Source organism: Pseudomonas sp. H3_D04 (assembly GCF_054669175.1).
Window position 1 is genome coordinate 2,529,839 of the sequence record NZ_CP162801.1, and the last position, 22,456, is coordinate 2,552,294.

At 59.2% G+C, this 22,456-nt stretch carries 17 protein-coding genes and 2 pseudogenes; 10 read left to right on the top strand and 9 right to left on the bottom strand.

Translation table 11 applies throughout. The annotated features are described in order from the left end of the window. The first annotated feature begins 46 nt into the window (after nt 1–46). Nucleotides 47–1,900: a polyurethane esterase gene (locus AB4N91_RS11765; protein WP_010460385.1), complete on the top strand. Its 1,854-nt coding sequence runs from the start codon at nt 47–49 to the stop codon at nt 1,898–1,900. Nucleotides 1,901–2,100: 200 nt separating this feature from the next. Next, on the top strand, nt 2,101–2,463 hold the full coding sequence (locus AB4N91_RS11770; protein WP_154911684.1) for a hypothetical protein: 363 nt from the start codon (nt 2,101–2,103) through the stop codon (nt 2,461–2,463). 84 nt (nt 2,464–2,547) lie between these two features. Here AB4N91_RS11770 and AB4N91_RS11775 read toward each other — a convergent pair whose 3' ends face one another. Beyond that, entirely contained in the window at nt 2,548–2,772 is a 225-nt protein-coding gene (locus AB4N91_RS11775) for a YgdI/YgdR family lipoprotein (RefSeq protein WP_010460381.1), read from the bottom strand. Between the two features lie 235 nt (nt 2,773–3,007). On the opposite strand from AB4N91_RS11775, the gene AB4N91_RS11780 reads away from it, so the two are divergent. The 3 genes from AB4N91_RS11780 to AB4N91_RS11790 all read left to right on the top strand — a co-directional run bounded on the left by AB4N91_RS11780 (nt 3,008) and on the right by AB4N91_RS11790 (nt 7,913). After that, nucleotides 3,008–4,612 (top strand): VRR-NUC domain-containing protein, encoded by a 1,605-nt coding sequence (locus AB4N91_RS11780; RefSeq protein WP_224795481.1) that lies wholly within the window; start codon nt 3,008–3,010, stop codon nt 4,610–4,612. Further along, the gene (locus tag AB4N91_RS11785; protein WP_154911686.1) at nt 4,609–6,888 is read left to right on the top strand and encodes an ATP-dependent DNA helicase; all 2,280 of its coding nucleotides are present in this window, start codon (nt 4,609–4,611) and stop codon (nt 6,886–6,888) included. The genes AB4N91_RS11780 and AB4N91_RS11785 overlap by 4 nt, the downstream gene beginning before the upstream one ends. Before the next feature lie 128 nt (nt 6,889–7,016). Next, nucleotides 7,017–7,913: a zeta toxin family protein gene (locus AB4N91_RS11790; RefSeq protein WP_154911687.1), complete on the top strand. Its 897-nt coding sequence runs from the start codon at nt 7,017–7,019 to the stop codon at nt 7,911–7,913. Here the strand turns inward: AB4N91_RS11790 and AB4N91_RS11795 are convergent. Continuing rightward, a pseudogene (locus AB4N91_RS11795) lies at nt 7,894–8,650 on the bottom strand (DJ-1/PfpI family protein). The gene AB4N91_RS11790 and the pseudogene AB4N91_RS11795 overlap by 20 nt on opposite strands. Nucleotides 8,651–8,796: 146 nt before the next feature. On the opposite strand from AB4N91_RS11795, the gene AB4N91_RS11800 reads away from it, so the two are divergent. Further along, a complete protein-coding gene (locus tag AB4N91_RS11800) occupies nt 8,797–10,719 on the top strand; it encodes a hybrid sensor histidine kinase/response regulator (RefSeq protein ID WP_010460371.1) in 1,923 nt (640 codons plus the stop codon). 12 nt (nt 10,720–10,731) lie between these two features. Here the strand turns inward: AB4N91_RS11800 and AB4N91_RS11805 are convergent, their stop codons facing one another. After that, nucleotides 10,732–10,965 carry a hypothetical protein gene (locus AB4N91_RS11805; protein WP_010460369.1) on the bottom strand — a complete coding sequence of 78 codons (234 nt, stop codon included), beginning with the start codon at nt 10,963–10,965 and terminating at the stop codon, nt 10,732–10,734. A 138-nt stretch (nt 10,966–11,103) separates the two neighbouring features. On the opposite strand from AB4N91_RS11805, the gene AB4N91_RS11810 reads away from it, so the two are divergent. Beyond that, the gene (locus AB4N91_RS11810; RefSeq protein WP_010460367.1) at nt 11,104–11,640 is read left to right on the top strand and encodes a hypothetical protein; all 537 of its coding nucleotides are present in this window, start codon (nt 11,104–11,106) and stop codon (nt 11,638–11,640) included. A 54-nt stretch (nt 11,641–11,694) separates the two neighbouring features. Here AB4N91_RS11810 and AB4N91_RS11815 read toward each other — a convergent pair whose 3' ends face one another. The 6 genes from AB4N91_RS11815 to AB4N91_RS11840 all read right to left on the bottom strand — a co-directional run bounded on the left by AB4N91_RS11815 (nt 11,695) and on the right by AB4N91_RS11840 (nt 17,443). Beyond that, nucleotides 11,695–12,171 carry a hemerythrin domain-containing protein gene (locus tag AB4N91_RS11815; protein ID WP_010460365.1) on the bottom strand — a complete coding sequence of 159 codons (477 nt, stop codon included), beginning with the start codon at nt 12,169–12,171 and terminating at the stop codon, nt 11,695–11,697. 382 nt (nt 12,172–12,553) lie between these two features. After that, on the bottom strand, nt 12,554–12,850 hold the full coding sequence (locus AB4N91_RS11820) for a hypothetical protein (RefSeq protein WP_010460363.1): 297 nt from the start codon (nt 12,848–12,850) through the stop codon (nt 12,554–12,556). 191 nt (nt 12,851–13,041) lie between these two features. After that, nucleotides 13,042–14,385: a cation:proton antiporter gene (locus AB4N91_RS11825; protein ID WP_010460361.1), complete on the bottom strand. Its 1,344-nt coding sequence runs from the start codon at nt 14,383–14,385 to the stop codon at nt 13,042–13,044. A 46-nt stretch (nt 14,386–14,431) separates the two neighbouring features. Next, nucleotides 14,432–15,043, bottom strand: a complete 612-nt coding sequence (locus tag AB4N91_RS11830) for a Yip1 family protein (protein WP_010460359.1) — start codon at nt 15,041–15,043, stop codon at nt 14,432–14,434. A 166-nt stretch (nt 15,044–15,209) separates the two neighbouring features. Further along, the gene (locus AB4N91_RS11835) at nt 15,210–16,067 is read right to left on the bottom strand and encodes an SDR family oxidoreductase (RefSeq protein ID WP_010460357.1); all 858 of its coding nucleotides are present in this window, start codon (nt 16,065–16,067) and stop codon (nt 15,210–15,212) included. A gap of 221 nt (nt 16,068–16,288) precedes the next feature. Further along, nucleotides 16,289–17,443: a MalY/PatB family protein gene (locus AB4N91_RS11840; RefSeq protein ID WP_083376736.1), complete on the bottom strand. Its 1,155-nt coding sequence runs from the start codon at nt 17,441–17,443 to the stop codon at nt 16,289–16,291. Nucleotides 17,444–17,799: 356 nt separating this feature from the next. On the opposite strand from AB4N91_RS11840, the gene fdnG reads away from it, so the two are divergent. The 3 genes and pseudogenes from fdnG (at nt 17,800) to AB4N91_RS11855 (ending at nt 22,452) form a co-directional block, all read left to right on the top strand. Then, a complete protein-coding gene (gene fdnG, locus AB4N91_RS11845) occupies nt 17,800–20,865 on the top strand; it encodes a formate dehydrogenase-N subunit alpha (protein ID WP_169857741.1) in 3,066 nt (1,021 codons plus the stop codon). Continuing rightward, nucleotides 20,866–21,802, top strand: a pseudogene (fdxH, locus tag AB4N91_RS11850) (formate dehydrogenase subunit beta). It abuts the gene before it with no gap. Beyond that, entirely contained in the window at nt 21,799–22,452 is a 654-nt protein-coding gene (locus AB4N91_RS11855; RefSeq protein ID WP_102593669.1) for a formate dehydrogenase subunit gamma, read from the top strand. Before fdxH ends, AB4N91_RS11855 begins: the two are co-directional and overlap by 4 nt. The last annotated feature ends 4 nt before the right edge of the window (nt 22,453–22,456 follow it).

Below are 22,456 nucleotides of genomic sequence, written 5' to 3' on the forward strand. Positions count from 1 at the left end.
GTTGTGAGCTATCTCTGACAATTCCAACAAAAGAGAGGCAATACCAATGGGTGTGTATGACTACAAAAACTTCGGCACAGCCGATTCCAAAGCGTTATTCACCGACGCGATGGCGATCACGCTGTATTCCTATCACAACCTCGACAATGGCTTTGCCACCGGCTACCAGCACAACGGCTTCGGCCTGGGCTTGCCGGCGACTTTGGTTACCGCTCTGCTGGGCGGCACCGATTCTCAAGGCGTGATCCCCGGCATTCCCTGGAACCCCGATTCGGAAAAAGCCGCCCTGGAGGCCGTGCAAAAAGCCGGCTGGACGCCCATCACGGCCTCGCAACTGGGTTATGACGGCAAGGTCGACGCTCGCGGAACGTTCTTCGGCGAGAAGGCCGGGTACACCAGCGCGCAGGTCGAAATCCTCGGCAAGTACGATGCTCAAGGCCATCTCAGCGAAATCGGCATCGCCTTTCGCGGCACCAGCGGCCCGCGGGAAATCTTGATCGGCGATTCCATCGGCGACGTGATCAACGATCTGCTGGCGGCGCTAGGTCCCAAGGATTATGCGAAAAACTATGTGGGTGAAGCCTTCGGCAATCTGCTCGGCGACGTCATGGCTTTTGCCCAGGCCAATGGCCTGTCGGGCAAAAACGTGCTGGTCAGCGGCCACAGCCTCGGCGGGCTGGCGGTCAACAGCCTGGCTGACTTGAGCGCGGAGAAGTGGTCCGGGTTCTACCAGGACTCCAACTACATCGCCTACGCGTCCCCGACCCAGAGCAGCACCGACAAAGTGCTCAATGTCGGCTATGAAAACGACCCGGTGTTTCGGGCCCTCGACGGTTCATCCTTCAACCTGTCGTCGGTGGGTGTGCACGATGCCGCCAAGGCCTCGGCGACCGATAACATCGTCAGCTTCAACGATCACTACGCCTCGACCGCATGGAATGTGCTGCCGTTCTCCATCCTCAACATCCCGACCTGGATCTCGCACTTGCCGACCGCCTATGGCGATGGCATGAACCGGGTGATCGAATCGAAGTTCTACGACCTCACCAGCAAGGACTCGACGATCGTCGTCGCCAATCTCTCGGACCCGGCACGCGCCAATACCTGGGTTCAGGACCTCAATCGCAACGCCGAAACCCACAAGGGCAGTACCTTCATCATCGGCAGCGACGGCAACGACCTGATTCAGGGTGGCAAAGGTAACGACTACCTGGAGGGGCGTGACGGTAACGACACCTTCCGTGACGGCGGCGGCTACAACATCCTGCTGGGAGGCAATGGCAACAACGTGCTGGACTTGCAGCAGTCGGTGAAGAATGTCGACTTTGCCAATGACGGCGCCGGCACCCTCTATGTTCGTGACGCCAATGGCGGTATCAGCATCACCCGAGACATCGGCAGTATTGTCACCAAGGAACCGGGGTTCTTGTGGGGGCTGTTCAAGGATGATGTGACACACAGCGTGACGGCCAATGGACTTGCCGTCGGCAACAACCTGACGTCATACGCGTCATCGGTGAAGGGCGGCACGGGGGCCGATACGCTCAAGGCGCATACGACGGGCGATTGGTTGTTCGGTCTGGACGGCAACGATCATTTGATCGGCGGCCAGGGCAACGATGTGTTTGTGGGCGGGGCGGGGAATGACCTGATGGAATCGGGGGGCGGGCTTGATACGTTCCTGTTCAGCGGTGCGTTTGGTCAGGACCGGGTGGTGGGGTATCAGGCAAACGACAAGCTGGTATTCCTCGGGGTTCAGGGGGTCGCGCCGAATGATGACTATCGGGCTCATGCCACGACGGTGGGGCAGGATACGGTGCTGACGTTTGGCGGGGATTCGGTGACGTTGGTGGGAGTTGGGCTGGACAGTTTGTCTGGCGCCGGGATCGTAATCGCCTGAGGGTGATGTGGCGCCGGTAAGGGCCTCTTCGCGGTCAAGCCTCGCTCCTGCAGGGTTGTGCGATTCCTTGTAGGAGCGAGGCTTGCCCGCGAAGAACGATAACGCGGTAAACCTGCCTGAGCACGTGACCCGACAGTCACCTGCGGACTCCAATACCTTGCAACAACAGGATTGAGTACTGGATCAGGAGATTACGCAACGTGAGTAACAGCAAGAAGCACCTCATCGGTCTGGCGCTGGCCCTGTTATCAGGAAGTGCCGCCGCGGAGTTGCCTCATAGCTCGATTTTGAGCCGCTATGGCATGACGCCAGATCAACTGCCGACACCGGCACCGTCGGAACCCGCCGACCCGCTGGTAGAAAAAAGCCGTTTCCAGCTCCAGCCGGAAGAGCCTTTTGTGACATTTCGCTCGGGGGACAAGCAGCCGGAGATGACAGGCAACATCAGCATCGACCACGCGATGCAGCAGGATTACGAGCGCTGCCAGAAGATTCATGAAGAACTGAGGAGACGGGGAGGGAAGTTCATCTCCTGCGATAACAGTACGCCGTGGATGCCTTAGATTCTCGGTCTCTTCGCGGGCCAGCCTCACATCGCACAACCCTGTAGGAGCGAGGCTTGCTCGCGAAGAACGATAATGCGGTTCTCAGTCTTCCTCGCGGACCGTGGCCACATCTTTGGCATTGACCTTCACCTTCGCGCCGGAAATATCCTCAAACTCGTAAAACCCGTCCTTGGTCTTGGTTTTCGGCATGTCTTCGGTCAAATACTGGGTGCCGTTCTGCAGCGTCACCACCGTTGGCGTGGAGCAACCGGCCAGTGCCAGGAAGGCTGCCGCTGCCAAAGGCAAACCCAGAGTCTTGATATTCATACCCACCTCTCAAATGCGTGAAAAAAGCCGCTATGCCGGTTGGTGCCGTGGAACGGCAGAAAGTTCGATGGTCACCTGAAAATAGCCAAATAGCGCCGCCGCTTATCCTTTTCCGTTTGCACCCAACGCGCTGTAACTGGTATCTGTACGCATAACCAGTATTCGCTCGCCATGGCCCTTTTTTCCTGTGACTGAAAATCCTCTCGACGACCCGTTCTATTACTTGAACAACTTCATGCAAGTGCTTGATTGGCTTGAACATCGTTATGCCGATGTGCTGAGCGTCGAGGAGCAAGCCTTCATCCGCGATTTTCGTCGGCAACCCCGCAAGTCCCGGGCGCTGCTGGTCAGGATGGTGATGCGCAAGGGCCTGCATTTCAGGGCCGGCAAATTGAGTTACGTCGAGATTGGCGACATTGCCAGTGCTGCCGAGCCATTGCTGGCGGCAGGCTGGATCTCTGCGCAATCGCCGCTACAGATCGAGGAACTGTTCGACGTTCTGCTCAAGGCCGAGATTCTTCACTGCTTCGGTGCCGCCATCGATCAACCCAAAGGCAAGAAGACCGAATGGCTGGCGACCCTGAGCGAGCAGTTCTGCGAGTCGCAGAGCTTCGCGCAATGGTGCCCGCAACTGAACGACCGGCTGTTCACGCTGACCATCATGGACCTGTGCGACCGCTTGCGGCTGATGTTCTTCGGCAACCTTTATCAGGACTGGTCAGAGTTCGTGCTGGCCGATCTCGGCATCTTTACCTATGAGAAAGTCGAATTCTGCGCCGAGTCCCGGGGCTTGCGCAGCCGTGAAGACGTGGACGCCTGCCTGTTTCTGCACCACTGCCAGCAACGTTTCGAGGCCGGTGAAGAGGTGGCGGACATTGTCGAGCAAATCAACGAGGTGCAACTCGACAACCCTTGGCTGCAAAGACGCCGGGGCAAGTTGCTGTTCCAGATTGGTCAGCATTGTGAACGCATGACGGATTTCTCCACGGCGCTGTCGATTTATCGCGATTGCGCCTACCCCGGCGCTCGGGTGCGTCTTATCCGTGTGCTCGAACGCTGTGGTGAATATCAGTTGGCCCTGCATCTGGCCACGCACGCGGAGCAATCGCCGGAAAGCGCCACCGAGCATCAGCATGTGCTGCGTGTGGTGCCCAGGTTGCGGCGCAAACTGGGCGGCCCGGCAATGAAGCGGCCATCTCCCCGGGAGATGCTGCGCCTGGACCTGCACTTGCCCAGGACCGATCCGGCGCTGTCGGTCGAATTTCATGTTCAGGCGCACCTGGCGGAGGATTCGGCGCCGGTGCATTACGTCGAGAACAGTCTGATCAACTCGCTGTTCGGCCTGTTGTGCTGGCCGGCGATCTTTGCGCCGTTGCCGGGGGCGTTTTTCCACCCGTTCCAGCGCGGGCCGGTGGACCTGCTCAACGAAGACTTCCATGCACGTCGGGCGGAGGTGTTTCAGGCCTGTCTCGCCGAACTCGATGACGGGCGTTATAGCCAGACCATCCGTGAGCGTTACGTCGCCAAGTGGGGCGTGCAGTCACCCTTTGTATTCTGGGGCGCGCTGAGCGAAGAACTGCTGGATCAGGCGCTTGACTGCCTGCCCGCCGAACACCTCAAGCACTGGTTCAATCGCCTGTTGCTGGACATCAAGGCCAACCGGGCCGGGATGCCCGACCTGATCCAGTTCTGGCCGCAGCACAAGACCTACCGCATGATCGAAGTCAAAGGCCCCGGCGATCGCCTGCAAGACAACCAATTGCGCTGGCTGGAGTTCTGTCACGAACACCAGATGCCAATCGCCGTCTGCTACGTGCAATGGGCGGAGCAGAGCGCTTGAGTTACAGCATTGCGGTGCGGGCGCTGTGTGAATTCACCGCCAAGGTCGGCGACCTCGACCTGCGTTTCACGCCGTCGCCAACCGCGCTGGAAGGCATCGTCGGGCACCGCACTGTCGCCTCGCGCCGAAGCGAGGGCTATCAAAGCGAAGTCGCCCTCGAAGGCCTGTATAGAACCCTGAAGGTCAAGGGCAGGGCGGACGGCTACGACCCGGCGCAAAACTGCCTGGAAGAAGTCAAAACCTATCGCGGCGACCTGAGCAAGCAACCGGCCAACCACCGGCAGTTGCACTGGGCGCAAGCGAAGGTCTACGGATGGCTGATGTGCCAGAAGCTGGAACTGGCGCAGATCAATCTGGCGCTGGTGTACTTCGACATTGTCAGCGAAAAGGAAACCTGCCTGGTCGAAGCCTTCAGCGCCGGAGAGCTGCAGTCGTTCTTCGAGCATCATTGCGGGCTGTTCCTGCTGTGGGCCGAGCAGGAGATGGCCCATCGCGAAGCACGCAATCACGCGGCGCAGAAATTGGCGTTTCCCCATGCCGACTTTCGTCCGGGGCAACGGCACCTGGCGGAATCGGTGTTCAAGGCGGTCAGCACCGGTCGTTGCCTGATGGCTCAGGCGCCAACCGGCATCGGCAAGACCGTGGGCACGCTGTTTCCGATGCTCAAGGCCCTGGCGCCGCAGCAGTTGGACAAAGTGTTCTTTCTGACGGCGAAAACGCCGGGGCGCAAACTGGCGCTGGATGCCGCGCAAGTCATCCTGGAGAGTGCCGATGCGCCGCCGCTGCGGGTGCTGGAGATGATCGCCCGGGACAAGGCCTGCGAGCACCCGGACAAAGCCTGTCACGGTGAATCCTGCCCGTTGGCCCAGGGCTTTTACGACCGTTTGCCGGCCGCTCGCCAGGCCGCCAGCGAACTCAGCCTGCTGAATCAGGACGCCTTGCGCCGAGTGGCATCGGCGCATGAGGTCTGTCCGTATTACCTGAGCCAGGAAATGGCCCGCTGGGCCGATGTGGTGGTCGCCGACTACAACTACTATTTCGATTTCAGTGCGTTGCTGTTCGGCTTGTCTCAGGCCAATAACTGGAAAGTCGCGGTGTTGGTGGATGAGGCGCACAACCTGGTGGAACGCGGCCGGCAGATGTACAGCGCCACGCTCGATCAGTCGACCCTCAGCGGGGTACGAAAAACCGCACCGGACGCCCTGAAAAAACCGTTGCAGCGGGTCAATCGTGAGTGGAATGCCCTGCATAATCTGCAATTGGCGCCGTATCAGGCCTACGACAAGGCACCGGAAAAACTTCTCCAGGCGCTGTCGTCATGCAGCGCGAGCATCGGCGATTATCTCAACGATCATCCCCAAGGCCTGGACAGTGCCCTACAGAGTTTTTACTTCGACATGCTGCAGTTTTGCCGGGTGGCCGAACTCTTCGATGAACAGTTCCTGTTCGACATCAGCAAGCGCGACCTCGAACGCAAACAAAACCTGTCGCAACTGTGCCTGCGCAACGTGGTGCCGGCCGGTTTCATCCGCCCACGCCTGACGGCTGCGCGCAGCACCGTGCTGTTTTCGGCGACGCTGAGCCCTCGGCATTATTACGCGGACCTGCTGGGTACGCCGCCGGATACAGTGTGGATTGATGTCGAATCGCCGTTCCATGCCGACCAGTTGAAAGTGCACATCGTCAGCCAGATATCGACCCGATTCGTCCATCGCCAGGCGTCCCTCGAACCGATTGTCGAACTCATCGCCCGCCAATTCAGCCAACGCCCCGGCAACTACCTGGCATTTTTCAGCAGCTTCGATTATTTGCAGCAAGTGGCACAGTTGCTGGCCGAACGACACCCGCAAATCACTTTGTGGTCGCAGTCCCGGGGCATGGCGGAAGGGCAACGCCAGGCCTTTCTCGATCAGTTCACCACGCACAGCCAGGGCATAGGTTTTGCGGTGCTCGGCGGAGCGTTCGGTGAAGGCATCGATTTGCCCGGCGCACGCCTGATCGGTGCATTCATTGCCACCCTGGGGCTGGCGCAACTCAATCCGGTCAACGAACAGATGAAGCATCGAATGGCGGCGATTTTCGGCGCCGGTTATGACTACACCTACTTGTATCCCGGCGTACAGAAAGTCGTGCAGGCGGCAGGAAGGGTGATCCGCACTCAGCAGGATCAAGGGGTGGTGATGTTGATCGATGACCGGTTCGGCGACAGCAAGGTCAAACACTTGCTGCCGCGTTGGTGGTCGGTCGAACAGGCGCATTTGGCTTCAGGTGCGTAGGATTATTTACCTTTTAAAACAGGTACATATCTTGAAAGACAGACGTATTTGAACAAGCGGTGAAACAGCGCTTTATTCAAAGGGCAGCCAATCAATTTCAGCCGGCTCTTTGATAAGGAAATCAAGGCATGTCCTCCGCACCGAACTACACCTACACCACTGAACAAGTCAGCGCCGCATTCAATGCCATCAAAACCACGCTGTTCCGCGGCATCACGGCCGAGGAAACGCCGAAAATCCTGGTGGTTGCCGGGCTTCAAGGCTCGGGTAAAACCTTCCTGCTGGAAAACACACTCCTGCCGACCAGGCGCTACGACAAGTATGTCCGTCTCTACCTGCCCGAATACCGGCAGAAACATCCTCAATACGCAGAGATGATCAAGCTTGGCGTGCTGCATGCCTATGAACATACCGAAGCTTTCGTACGAGAGCTTTGCGCCAAAATCTTCACCGAAGCCTTCACACTCAAATACAACATCATCATGGAGTGTGCGTTCGACAGCATCGATTTCGCGGCATTTCCACCACTCGCGACGGCGGCCGGCTATCAGTTCGAAACGCATATCGTTGGCTGCACGCTGGAGTTCGCTCACGTTTCGTGCATCAAAAGAGCCTTTAAAAGCCTGGAAAACCGCGAACTGGAAAGGTTTGTCACGCGATCGACACTGGAGAGCTCCATGAGGAATGAGCAAGCGGTGATCCTGGCCTTCGAAACCGCCTCGAAGGCGGTCGATCGTTCACAAATCACGGTATATGAACGCGGGTTCGGGGCGCTGAAGGAACGCGTCTCGCGTGCTCATATCACCTACACCACAACCGCTTGCGTGACGCCCTCTACGACGCCAACGGCATACAGCGCCTATGAAAGCATCATCAATAATCATGTCCACACCCTGAGTGAGCGTGACGAGATAGTTAAAGAATGCCACTTGGCGTTACTCAACACCCAGACTTACGCCCTGGTTGTTCCTGACTTCGTTTACAACGACCTGTACGCCTACATCGTCAAATACGTGAACCGGTAAGCAGGCGAACCCACTCGGCGGCAAAGCGATGACAGTCTCCCGGCCAGCGCGCGGTCAACAACAGGCCATCACGGACGACGAACCCGCGTTGTGGCTGGTCCGCCGAATCACGCACCGCGAGGACGGGCCCGCGCAGGAAATCCGTCGGGCTGGACAGGGCGGCCGTGACTTCCGCTTCGACGGTTTGGGTATAGGTCCGGTAGTAGCGCCCGAGCCAGGCGGCGGTGATTGCCCAGGCAGGCAGCTCCATGGTGTTGGCGACCAGGGCGGTGACCTTGCGCCCCTGCAACACCGAACGCCCGGTATCGGGGTCGAGGGTTCGGGCAAGCAACAGTACGCCGTGGCAGACCGCTGCCACGGGTTTGTCTGTCTTGAAAAAGTGCAGGGCAATCCGTCGCGCCTGCTCGGACTCCAGCAGGCTGCGCATGCCCTTGGCATGCCCGCCGGGAATCAGCAGTCCTTGGAACTCGCCGGGGTCCACATCGTCATAGTTCAGCGGTCGGCGGGAAGGAGGGGTCTTCGATCATCCTGGCGTAGCTGGCAAGGTCGGCCTTGCGCGTCATCAGCAGCGGGTTCAACAGGCCGAAGCCGATGTCCACCAGGCGTGAATCGGCGTAGGCGGGCAATCCCTGGGGGGATGCAAAGCGCACCTCGATGCCGGCCTGACGCATGGCCTGCCATGGAACGCTGCTCTCTGTGGGATCGTAGTCAGACGTGGGTAACAGAATCAGGATCATCGGGGCGCCTTGGAACCGCCAGGAATGGCGTTTGGCATCGAGAATAGGCGGAGTGAACGCTATGCTCCAGTGCACAACCGTTTTCTGGCTTACCAAACCCACGGTTTGACGCATACTTCGCAAAACAACAGTCACGGGTGTGATCGATGAGTGATAACCAGTCCAAAACCAACGCCATCGAGGAAATGCGCTTTCGCCTGTTGATTGATGCCGTGGTGGACTATGCGATCTACATGATTGACCCCGATGGCATCATCACCAGCTGGAACGCTGGCGCCAAACGTTTCAAGGGGTATGAGGAGAAGGAGATCCTCGGACAGCATTTTTCGCGCTTTTATACCGAAGAAGACCGCAGTGCCGGTCTACCCCAGCGCGCGCTGGATACGGCGATCCGCGAAGGGCGGTTCGAGGGTGAAGGCTGGCGGGTTCGCAAGGACGGAACACACTTCTGGTGCCATGTGGTGATCGATCCGATTCGCGACCCGGCAGGCAATCTATTGGGGTTTGCCAAGATCACCCGGGACCTCACCGACCGCAAAATGGCCGAAGAGACGCTCAAGCAAAGCGAGCAGCAGTTTCGTTTGCTGGTTCAAAGCGTGACTGACTACGCCATCTATATGCTCGCCCCGGATGGACGATTGACCAACTGGAATCAAGGGGCCCAGCGCATCAAGGGCTACCGACCCGAAGAAGTCATCGGTCAGCATTTTTCACTCTTCTATACGCCCGAAGACCGTGAAGCCGGGGAACCCCAACGTGCGTTGGAGACGGCTATGCGGGAAGGGCGCTTTGAAAACAGGGCCTGGCGCGTGCGCAAGGACGGCACGCGGTTCTTTGCCCATGTGGTGGTCGATCCGATCTGGGGCGATACGGGCACGTTGCTGGGCTTTGCCAAAATTACCCGGGACATCACCGAGGCCACACAAGCACAGAAGGTTCTGGAACAAACCCGTGAAGCGCTGTTCCAGGCGCAGAAGATGCAGGCCATCGGCCAACTCAGTGGCGGGATCGCCCACGATTTCAATAATCTGCTGACCGTTATCCTTGGCAACCTGGAAATCGTCCGTAAACGCGTGGGAGACAATCCGAAAGTCACTCGATTGGTCGACAACGCCACCCAAGGTGCCCTGCGTGGGGTGTCCCTGACTCAACGCATGCTGGCGTTCGCCAGACGTCAGGAACTCAAGTCCGAATCCGTCGAAATACCCGCGCTGGTGGAAGGAATCAGCGGATTGTTGCGCAGCTCCCTCGGGCCATCCGTACAGCTCGAAACCCGTTTTTCCCCCGACCTCGTTCCGGTCATGGCCGATGTCAATCAGCTCGAACTGGCCGTGCTGAACCTCGCCACCAATGCCCGGGACGCGATGCCCAACGGCGGAAAAATCGTCATCAGTACCCGGACGGAAGACGTCTGCGACCAATCGACACTATTGCCGGAGCCCGGACGCTATGTTTGCCTGAGTGTTGCCGATAACGGGGAGGGCATGGATGAGGTCACCCTGGCGTCGGCCATGGACCCGTTTTTCACCACCAAAGGGGTGGGCAAAGGCACGGGGCTGGGGTTGTCGATGATCCATGGCTTCATAGAACAACTGGGCGGACGATTCATTCTCAAGAGTCAGAAGGACATCGGCACTGTCGCCGAACTGTGGATACCCGCCGCGACCACAGCTGCGCTCAATCATCCCGCCGTATCGGAAGTGGCCGCTCCGCCAGTGGCTCAGTTGTGCGTCATGGTCGTGGACGATGACAGCCTGGTGCTGACCAGCACCGGCCTGTTGCTTGAGGATCTCGGCCATCGGGTGATCAGTGCGGTGTCCGGTGCCCAAGCGCTTGAGCTGTTCGAACGCGAGCAGCATGTTGACCTGGTCATTACCGACATGGCCATGCCACAAATGAACGGTGAGCAGTTGGCCAATGCCATCCGGGCGTTGAAGCCGGACGTACCGATCATTCTTGCCACGGGTTATGCCGAACGCCTTGAAGGCTTCGCGACCACACTCCCTCGCTTGTCCAAACCGTATACCCAACTCAATCTGGTCGAGGTGATTGCGCTGGCCATGAAGTAACGGGCGTCGTGCTCAGCCTTTCACGTTCTTCTTGAAACCGCGCAAGTTCATGGCACACAGGCAAAACTGCAACACGATCAATGCGTAGGCGTGGGTGTGGTAACCCCAGATCACCCACAAGAGGTTGCTGACGATAAAGCAGCTGAAGCCCCACACCCTGCGCGAGGGTGATTGCGAGCCGATCAACCACGCCGCCAGTACCGTGACCAGCATCGCTGGCCATTGCACCCAATCGAGAGTGTCCATCCGCAATCCTTGAAGTCAGCCTGTGTACTTGAAGGACCACGGCAGCGAAATAGCGTTCGAGCGAGGCGCATTAAATTCGGCTGAACTTTGCCGGGACAGTTTTCGTCATAACGCTTTCCCAGTCCTTGTGTAATTTCCGTGCCCAGAATACTGACCGAACCTACCGCCGAAGAAGCCTTGTCCGAACACAACGCCAAAATGTTCGGCTCGCCCAAGGAGCGTCTGGATTTCTACCGTCGGGAAATCCAGTACGAAACCAGCATCCTCGCCAATCGAACCGACGCTTACCTGGCCGCGCAGTCGTTCCTGGTGATTGCCTTTGCTTCCTGCATGGCCAACCTCAATCCCGAATGGGGAAAACTCTTCACCCTGGTGGTGCCGCCGTTCCTCGCGCTGCTGGGTTTACTGAGCTCGCTGAACGCCTGGCCGGGCATTCGTGCGGCCTACGACATCATCGACCACTGGCACTTCAAGCAAAGTGAGCTGTTGCGCAGCGAGCCATTGATGGGGCTGGCGTACGATGAATCCCCGCTGTTCAGTGAGATGGAATCGTCCCACAAGGGCTACCGCAAATCGCTGCTGTTTTCCGTGCGGACGCCGTGGATTTTCGCGACGTTCTGGGTGTTGCTGGGCACTTATGCGGTTTACATCCAGGTCACCAATCCCGGTGGCTGAATCGCAGACTAAAAAGCCCGGCATTTGCCGGGCTCTCTGACATCGACTACCAAATCAAGCCGCCAGATTGGACGCGCTCATTTCTTTCTTGTACTGAGCCTTGAGCGTTTCCATTTGCGCGCCCAATTCTTCCAGGGTGGCCTTGCCCAGCAGTTTTTTCGCCTGAGGGAACATTTCGGTTTCCTCTTCTTCGATGTGGTGTTCCAGCAGCTCCTTGACCACTTTCACCCGACCCGCGAATTCTGGGGTGGAAGGGTCGGTGACTTTCAGGTCCGGCAACACCAGGGAATCCACGGTGCGGTGTTCTTCCTTGGCTTCGTAGTACATAACGTCCTGTTCCTTGCCACCGGCTTTTTTGTACGCCGGGTACAAGACTTCTTCTTCGAGCCGGGTATGGATGGTGATCTCCATTTCGAGCTTGGCCAGCAACTCGGTGCGTTTTTTGACACCCCGTTCGGTGGACTCGCTTAACTGAGTCAGGATGCCTTTTACGCGTTCATGGTCGGCTTTCAACAGGTCGATGGCGTTCATGGTCGAATCTCTCAATTAGTCACGGAATAGGCGCAAACGGTCTCATGGCCGTAGGTCGCTTTTACACTGGGAGCATTTGTCGTGCCGATTTCACCGCCATGAGTAAAGCTATATAAAACAATTGGTTAAAAGATCTGATGGCGAATTGAGGTCGTGCAGGCTGCATGAGTCTGGAAATTGACTCATGCAGTTCGCGGCGCGAAGTTTTCCGTCGAGAAATGTGAATTGTCGGTGTTACCGTCGATCAGATTCGCCGCATCCTGACACCGGGTTCAAGGGATGTTCCGCTGACGGAGCGTGGAAACTGATGCGATAGCCGAAGGCGAATTCGCCAGCGGCTATATGGAGTGCGTCAGGGCTGATGCCCCGGGGGTTTTCAGGATCAAACCCGGTCTTCAAGCTGCTGGCGCAACCGGTGGGCGTTATTCACGGACATCGGGATCGGTGGGAAGTCCGCGTTGAGCAAACGCAGGTGCTCAATCGCTTCCTGAAACTTCAAATCAGCCTTCCTGCGCATCGCCCTGTAATGCTCGAACCGTTCCAGGTCCATGTCGCCGTCCTCAAGCATCTCGAAAGCGCTTCGGCTCAACGCCTGGGCGTCTTCGAACATCTGGCGATTGCATTCCAGGGCAAACGCCCGGCAGGCTTTGATTTGATCGGGAGTTGAATAGTGAACCATGACCGGCACCTTACTTTTTTCGAGGTCCCTTTTAATAGGCATCGTTGCCACAGTGGAACCGAACCTGTCGGGTTCCGCCGTATAAAAGAAAACAGGCGGAATTAAGGTTGTGACTGTCGAGTTGCACAGGGATTTCAAATTCTTTGAGGCGAAAATTCGTTTGATTCAACCTGTAAACACGCAGGTAAAAATCAAATAATTTGTTTCTTGCGCCGTTCATAGCGGGCGAGGGTGGGTTGCGTGCTGATGCCGTGGATCAAAATGCTCAACGCGACCACGGACAACGTCAGGTCCATGCACAGCGTCGACACCGACTGACCCAGCCCGTGATTCAAGGCGTAGAACAAGTAATACAGGCTGCCGATGCCACGGATGCCAAACCAGCCGATCAACATTCGCTGGCGCCAATCGAGCAATCGGCCCCACGGCATCACGGCGACACTCAAAGGGCGAACCAGAAAAAACAACACCCCGCCGACCAGCAGGGCGCGCCAGTCCCAGTGAGCGATCAGCACGACGCCGAGCAGTGTCACCAGAAACACTTCCATGGCCCGCTCCACGAGACTGCCAAAAGCGAGCATGTCACCCATCATGATGCCCGCGGCGACCTGGGTGTCTTCAAGGTTGTCGGTATCGCCATGCACCGCGTGTTGTGGTTCGACGTTCTGGTGACCGACCACCGGCTGGACCAGATGCTCGGCAGGGGTTTCGTCGTTGCCCGTGGAGCTGACTTCTTCCTGGCGCAATCCGAGGCCGGCGGCGAACACCGACAGAAACCCATAGGCGTGGATAGACTCGGCCCCGACATACGCCAGGGCAATCAAAGCAAGGGCCAGGTAATCGTTCGGAGACAGCGTGCTGTCATCGTTCTTGATCCGCAGCGCCAAGGTCAGGCGCCCGATGCCGCGTCCCATCCAGTACCCCGTCAGAAAACCGGCCGGAACCGCCCAGATCAGACTGCGCAGCACCCAGTCGCCCAACCAGCCGGGGTTACCCTCGTGTTGCAGCAGGAGCAGGCCAAGGATCACGAACGGAAACGCGATCCCGTCATTGAGCCCGGCCTCACCGGAGAGGCCGAAGCGCACGCTGTCGTCATCCCGCGCGTCGTTGACCTGGACCAGCGCGGCGAGCACCGGATCGGTGGGGGCCAGGATCGAGCCGATCAGCACTGACGCGCCCCATGACAATTGCAATGCGTAATGCAGCAACAAGCAGACGCCGACAATGGTCAGCAGCATCACCGGGCCGGCCAGGCCGACCGCAATCCGCCAGTTTTTATGCTTGAGCGGCGAGCGCAATTTCAGGCCGCAGACAAACAGCGAAAAGAGCACCGCGACTTCCGTCAGGTGCTCCATCCAGATCGAAGCGTCAGCGGTGTCCAGTTTCAACAGCCCGAACCCGGCCGGGCCGATGGCGGCGCCCAGCACCAGGCACACCGCCGACGTGGTCACTGGCATCCATCGCAGGTAGGACGAGGTCAGCGCCAGCGTCAGGAGTACAGCACCCAACACGGCCACCCATAAAATGAAACTCATACTCGGTTCTCGCTGGGGGTGGACCGCGTTTGTTGGTCTCTGCGGATCAACCGACCGTGGCGCGCAGGTATTCAGGCGTCAGCACGTTGAACCACAGCAGAATCATCTCTACCAGAATAGTCACCAATACCAGGAGCCCGACGCCCCAGACGCACGCCGCATTCAGCAGGCCTTGTTCCTTGCGCTCGTGCATGAACGTCGGCAAGCCGACGAACAGCAAAAACGTCGAATAAGCCGAAGCAGCCATCAACACAATGATTGCCAGCCAGCGACTCGGGTACAGCCCGGCAATCCCTGCCAGGAAAAACGGCGTCGCGGTATACGCCGCAAAACCGATGCATTGATTGATGGTCGGACGCGCGTCGAAGGTGCGCGACATCCAGCGGATGAATCCCCCCATCAACGCCACGCCGGCGATGATGGTGACGTACAGCAGCACGCAAAGTTGCAACGCACTTTGAGTACTGAGTTTGACGGTTTCGTTCTCGGCCAGGCTCCAGCCGACATAGGTGGTGCCGATGAACAGGCAGACGGCGGGGATCAAGGCGAGCAGCAGCAAATGCGCGAGGTAATGGCGCGGATGTGCTTCCTCCTCCCGGCGAATATCCGTCCAGGCGAAATTGGGCTGGGTGAACAGTTTGACGATAGGTGCGGACATGACGACCTCCTCGAACGGCCCGTGATGGGGGCCTAAACGTATTGAGGGGAGAGATTTGTCAGGGGTTCATTTTTTCGCGACTTCGAATGACGTGTAGCCGTTGGCGCAGCTTGTGGCGAGGGGGGCAAGCCCCTCGCCACAAGGCAGCTACTATTACAGCGGGCGGTCACAACATCGGTTTACCGCCGGTCACGCCGTAGCGCTGGCCGGTGATGTAGCTGGCCTCGTCCGACGCCAGCAGCACGTAAATCGGCGCCACTTCCACCGGTTGGCCCGGCCGGCCCAGCGGGGTGTGCGCGCCGAAGTTCTGCACCTCTTCATCGGGCATGGTCGAGACGATCAGCGGTGTCCAGATCGGCCCCGGCGCCACGCTGTTCACCCGAATGTTTTTCGGCCCGAGCATCTGCGCCAGGCCACCGGTGAAGTTGGCGATGGCACCCTTGGTCGTGGCGTAGGCCAGGAGGGTGGGCTTGGGCATGTCCGAGTTGACCGAACTGGTGTTGATGATCGAACTGCCGGCCTTCATGTGCTTGAGCGCGGCCTGGCAGATCCTGAACATGGCGGTGATGTTGACGTCGAAGGTCATCACCCATTCTTCGTCCGGGATGTCTTCGAAGTGTTCGTGCGTCATCTGGAAGGCCGCGTTGTTGACCAGAATGTCGATCCGCCCGAAGCGTTCGACTGTCTTGTCCACCAGGGCCTGGCATTGCGCTTTCTGCGCGATGTCGCCGGGCAGCAGCACGCATTGACGTCCGGCCTGTTCGACCCAACGTGCGGTTTCCTGCGCGTCTTCATGTTCATTGAGGTAGGCAATCGCGACATCGGCGCCTTCACGGGCGAAGGCGATGGCGACCGCACGGCCGATGCCGCTGTCGGCCCCGGTGATCAGGGCGATCTTGCCATCCAGCCGGCCCGAGCCTTTGTAGCTTTTTTCGCCGCAGTCTGGATACGGGTCCATTTTCTTTTGGGAGCCTGGGACAGGTTGGCCTTGTTTGGGGAAGGGTGGTCTTGGGTAGTCAGTCATGGCAAATCTCCGATCTCGGGGCACAGGATTCAAAGGGTTGACCCTGATGTTTTGCCTTGAGTTCGGTTGGATTCAGGTGGGTGCACAAAACCCCGAATCCTGGCAAATCCCTTGTAGGAGCGAAGCTTGCTCGCGAAGGCGGTGTGTCAGTCATACATGTGTCAACTGGCACACCGCCTTCGCGAGCAAGCTTCGCTCCTACAGGGGGATTTGTCGTGTTGTCAGGCCTTGAGGTTGAGCAAACTACGCGCCATGCGTGCCAAGCCTTCTTCGAGCAATGCCCGTGGGCAGCCGAAGTTCAGGCGCACGAACTGGCGGTTGTTGTCACCGAAATCCAGGCCGGGGCTGAGGCCGACCTTGGCCTGGTCGAGGAAGAACTGCTGCGGATTGTCCAGCCCCAGGGCGGAGCAATCGAGCCATGCCAGATACGTCCCCTGCGGGATGTTCATCGTCACGCCCGGCAAGCGCGTGCGAACCGCTTCCACCAGGTAGTCCCGATTGCCTTGCAGGTACGCCGTCAACCCGGCCAGCCACGGGCCGCCTTCGCTGTAGGCAACGCGAGTGGCTTCCATTCCCAGCGGGTTGACGCTGTCGACCATGCCACAACGGGCATGATTGACCCGCGCACGCACCGCCGAATCCTGGATGATCATGAAGGAGGTTTTAAGACCGGCAATGTTGTAAGCCTTGCTCGCCGACATCAGGGTGATGGTGCGCTGGGCGATCTGCGGGCTGAGCGATGCCGTGGGAATGTGCACGCGCCCGTCGAAGCACAACTCGGCGTGGATTTCGTCGGAGATGATCCACGCGTTGTGTTCCAGGCAAATGTCCGCCAGCGCTTGCAGTTCTTCCCGCGGGAAAACCTTGCCCAGCGGATTGTGCGGGTTGCTCAGCAGCAGCGCGCCGCCGCCGGTCAGTGCCTGGCTCAAGGCCGCAAGCGGCGTGTTGTACGTGCCATCGGCCAGCGCGTCGAATTCCAGTTCAACCTTGTTCAAGCCCCAATGACCTGGCGCATGACGCAGCGGCGGGTAGTTCGGCACCTGGACCACGACGTTTTGTTGCGGCTCGATCAGCGCCTTCAGGGCCATGTTGAAACCCGACTCCACACCCGGCAGGAAAATCAGTTCCTCCGGCAAGACGCGCCAGGCGTATTTGTTCCAGAGATCGGCGACGATGGCGGCGCGCAAATCGTCCTGAGGCACGCTGTAGCCGACCATCGGGTGTTCGAGGCGTTTACGCAGGGCTTCAAGGATGACCGGCGGCGCGGCGAAGTCCATGTCGGCGACCCACATCGGCAACACGTCGGCCGGGTAGCGGCTCCACTTGGTACTGCCGGTGTTGTGGCGGTCGAACACCTGATCAAAATCGAAGGTCATGCTCAGTCTCATAAAAAGCGGGGTTGAACGTGGCGCCATGATAAACGCCAAGCCCCTGTGGGAGCGAGACGGTAATCGCCCAAACAACACAAACCCCTGTGGGAGCGAGCCAGCTCACGATGGCGTCAGCTCATTCAACATCTATGCAAACTGACCCACCGCTATCGCGAATAGGCTCGCTCCCACAGGGTTATGCGTGATGGCTGGCATTTGGGCACTGTCCGATGGTCGGTTTTCAGGCAGTCAGTTCTCCCATTGTCTAGAGTTCAAAGTGTCGGTAGCCACGCTGCCGGCACCGTGATCGTCCAGAAAAACCCGGCAAAAGTACCGGGTCTCCACCTGATCAGGAGTGCACGATGGACCTCAACCGTCGTCAGTTCTTCAAGGTCGCCGGTATCGGCCTTGCGGGCTCGAGCCTCGGCGCGCTGGGCATGCTGCCCACGCCTGCCTTCGCCGAGCAGGTACGCCATTTCAAACTCGCCCACACCCATGAAACCCGCAACACCTGCCCGTATTGCTCGGTCGGCTGCGGGTTGATCATGTACAGCCAGGGCGATAACGCCAAAAACGTCGCGCAAAGCATCATCCACATTGAAGGCGACGCAGACCACCCGGTCAACCGCGGCACCCTGTGCCCCAAAGGCGCCGGCCTGCTGGACTTCATTCACAGCCCCGGGCGCCTGCAATATCCGCAGGTGCGCAAACCCGGCAGCACTGAGTGGGCGCGCATCTCCTGGGATGAGGCACTGGATCGCGTTGCCGACCTGATGAAGGCCGACCGCGACGCCAACTTCATCGAGAAGAACGACAAAGGCCAAACGGTGAACCGCTGGCTGACTACCGGTTTTCTCGCAGCCTCGGCGGCGTCCAACGAAGCGGGTTATATCACCCACAAGGTCATTCGCAGTCTCGGCATGCTGGGGTTTGATAACCAGGCGCGTGTCTGACACGGCCCGACGGTGGCAAGTCTTGCCCCGACGTACGGCCGTGGTGCCATGACCAATCACTGGACCGATATCGCCAACGCGAATCTGATCCTGGTGATGGGCGGCAACGCAGCAGAAGCGCACCCGTGCGGTTTCAAATGGGTGACCGAAGCCAAGGCGCACAACAAGGCGCGCTTGATCGTGGTCGATCCGCGTTTTACCCGGACCGCCTCGGTGGCCGACTATTACGCGCCCATTCGCACCGGCACCGACATCGCCTTCATGGGCGGGTTGATCAATTACCTGCTGAACGAGGACAAAATCCAGCACGAATACGTGCGCAACTACACCGACGTGTCGTTTATCGTCAAAGCGGGGTACGGCTTCGAGGACGGCATCTTCAGCGGTTACGACGCGGCCAAACGTGTGTATACCGACAAATCCGGCTGGGGGTACGAATTGGGCCAGGACGGTTTCGTCAAAACCGACCCGAGCCTGCAAGACCCGCACTGCGTGTATCAGCTGATGAAGCAGCATTACAGCCGCTACAACATCGAACTGGCGAGCCAGATTTGCGGTATGCCGGTTGATGCCATGCAGAAGATCTGGGAAGAAATCGCCACCTGCTCGCAACCGGGCAAGACCATGACGATTCTCTACGCGCTGGGCTGGACCCAGCACTCGATCGGTTCGCAAATCATCCGCAGCGCGGCGATGGTGCAACTGCTGTTAGGCAACGTCGGCATGCCGGGCGGGGGCGTCAATGCCTTGCGCGGGCACTCCAACATCCAGGGCTTGACCGACCTCGGCTTACTGTCCAACGCACTGCCGGGCTACCTGACCCTGCCGAACGACGCCGAGCAGGATTACACCGCCTACATCACCAAGCGCACGCAAATGCCGTTGCGTCCGGGGCAGCTGTCCTACTGGCAGAACTACAGCAAATTCCACGTCAGCCTGATGAAGGCCTGGTACCGCGACAACGCCACGCTGGAGAACAACTGGGCTTACGACTATTTGCCGAAACTGGACATTCCCAACTACGACATCCTCAAAGTGTTCGACCTGATGGGCCAGGGCAAGGTCAACGGCTATATGTGCCAGGGGTTCAACCCCATCGCGGCGCTGCCTGACAAGAATCGCGTCATGGCGGCACTGGCCAAGCTCAAATGGCTGGTGGTGATGGACCCGCTGTCCACTGAAACCTCGGAGTTCTGGCGCAATGTCGGGCCGTACAACGATGTGGAAACCGCCGGTATCCAGACCGAAGTGATTCGCCTGCCCACCACCTGTTTCGCCGAGGAGGACGGCTCGCTGGTCAACAGCAGCCGCTGGCTGCAATGGCACTGGAAAGGCGCCGATGGCCCGGGCGAGGCGCGCACCGACGTGCAGATCATGAGCGAACTGTTCCTGCGGCTGCGCCAGCGCTATCAAGCCAAGGGCGGGGCTTATCCCGACCCGATCCTCAAACTGTCGTGGCCGTACAAGATCGCCGATGAACCCTCGCCGGAAGAACTGGCGCGCGAAATCAACGGCACGGCCATCACCGACTACACCGACGCCACGGGCGCGACGATCAAGGCGAATGCGCAACTGGCCGGGTTTGGCCAGCTCAAGGACGACGGCAGCACGGCGTGCGGCTGCTGGATTTTCTGCGGCAGCTGGACCGAGGCGGGCAATCAGATGGCCCGGCGCGACAACAGCGACCCCTACGGCATGCACCAACATCAGGGCTGGGCCTGGTCCTGGCCGGCCAACCGACGGATTCTCTACAACCGCGCTTCCGCCGACCCGCAAGGCAAGCCATGGGACGAGAAAAAGCGCCTGGTGTGGTGGAACGGTAAAGCCTGGGGCGGCACCGATGTGCCGGACTTCAAGGCCGACTCGCCGCCGGAAGCCGGGATGAATCCGTTCATCATGAACCCCGAAGGCATCGCGCGGTTCTTCGCCGTCGACAAGATGAACGAAGGCCCATTTCCCGAGCACTACGAGCCGTTCGAGACGCCGATCGGCATCAACCCGCTGCACCCGCAAAACAAGAAAGCCACCAGCAACCCGGCGGCGCGGATCTTCGATTCGGTGTGGGATTCCCTCGGCGTGGCCAAAGACTATCCGTATGCGGCGACCAGCTACCGGCTGACCGAGCATTTCCACTTCTGGAGCAAGCATTGCAAGCTCAACGCGATTTCCCAACCCGAGCAATTCGTCGAGATTGGTGAAGTGCTGGCCAAGGAGAAAGGCATTGTCGCCGGCGACCGGGTCCGGGTCAGTTCCAAGCGCGGGCACATCGAAGCGGTGGCGGTGGTGACCAAGCGGATTCGTCCGCTGCAGGTCAACAATCAGGTGGTGCACCAGATCGGCATCCCGCTGCACTGGGGCTTTACCGGCCTTACGCGCCACGGTTACCTGACCAACACCCTGGTGCCGTTCCTCGGCGATGGCAACACACAGACCCCGGAATCCAAGTCATTCCTGGTCAACGTGGAGAAAGTCTAAATGGCCAGCCAAGACATCATCGCCCGTTCGGCCACCACCACCGTGCCGTCCTCGGTGCGCAACCAGGAGGAAGTGGCCAAGCTGATCGACACCACCAAGTGCATCGGTTGCAAGGCCTGCCAGGTCGCCTGCTCGGAATGGAACGAGTTGCGCGACGAGGTCGGCCACAACCTCGGCACCTACGACAACCCGCAAGACCTCAGCGCAGAAACCTGGACCCTGATGCGCTTCACCGAGCATGAAACCGATGCCGGCAACCTGGAATGGCTGATTCGCAAGGACGGCTGCATGCACTGCGCCGAGCCGGGTTGCCTGGCGGCGTGCCCGAGCCCGGGGGCGATCATCAAGCACGCCAACGGCATCGTCGATTTCGATCAGGACCATTGCATCGGTTGCGGCTATTGCATCACCGGCTGCCCGTTCAACATTCCGCGGATCTCGCAAAAGGATCACAAGGCCTATAAATGCACCTTGTGTTCAGACCGGGTGGGAAGTGGGGCTGGAACCGGCCTGCGTGAAAACCTGCCCGACCGGCGCCATCGTGTTCGGCAGCAAGGAAGACATGAAAGAACACGCCGCCGAACGCATCGTCGACCTGAAAAGCCGCGGCTTCGATCACGCCGGCCTGTACGACCCCGAAGGCGTGGGTGGTACGCACGTCATGTACGTGCTGCATCACGCCGACACGCCGACGTTGTACGCCGGTTTGCCGGGCAGCCCGACGATCAGCCCGCTGGTGGAATTGTGGAAGGGCGTGAGCAAACCCTTGGGCGTGCTGGCCATGGGCCTGGCGGTGCTGGCCGGGTTCTTCCATTACGTGCGCGTCGGGCCGCAAGTGGTTGAAGAAGATGAATTGCCGCCGCTCAACGACCCGGCCGTGCATGAAGTCGATCCGTCGGTGCATACCTTTGATCCGCGTGGGGAGGACAGACCATGATCCGCAGACAGATCCTGCGCTACACCCCAAACCAGCGAACCAATCACTGGCTGGTGGCGATCCTGTTTTTCACGGCCGCGCTGTCAGGCCTGGCGCTCTTTCACCCGGCGTTGTTCTGGCTCAGCCACCTGTTCGGCGGCGGGCCGTGGACACGCATCCTGCACCCGTTCCTGGGGGTGGCGATGTTTGTGCTGTTCCTTGGTCTGGTGATCCAGTTCTTTCGGGCGAATTTCTTTATCAGCAATGACCGGTTGTGGCTCCGGCGCGTCGGGCGGGTGATCCGCAATGAAGAGGAGGGTCTGCCGCCGATCGGCAAGTACAACCCGGGGCAGAAGCTGCTGTTCTGGATCTTGTTGCTGTGCATGCTGGTGTTGCTGTTCAGCGGGTTGGTGATCTGGCGTGCATATTTCAGCGAATACTTCGGCATCACCTCGATTCGCTGGGCGATGCTGCTTCACGCGTTGGCGGGTTTTGTGCTGGTGTTGAGCATCATCATCCACATTTACGCAGGGATCTGGATCAAAGGCTCGGTCAGCGCCATGGTGCATGGCGGGGTCAGCCGCGCCTGGGCGAAGAAGCACCATGAGCTCTGGTATCGGGAAGTGACCCGGGACGAGCACCCTGAGCGGCCGATCAGCAAAAAAGGATAAGCCC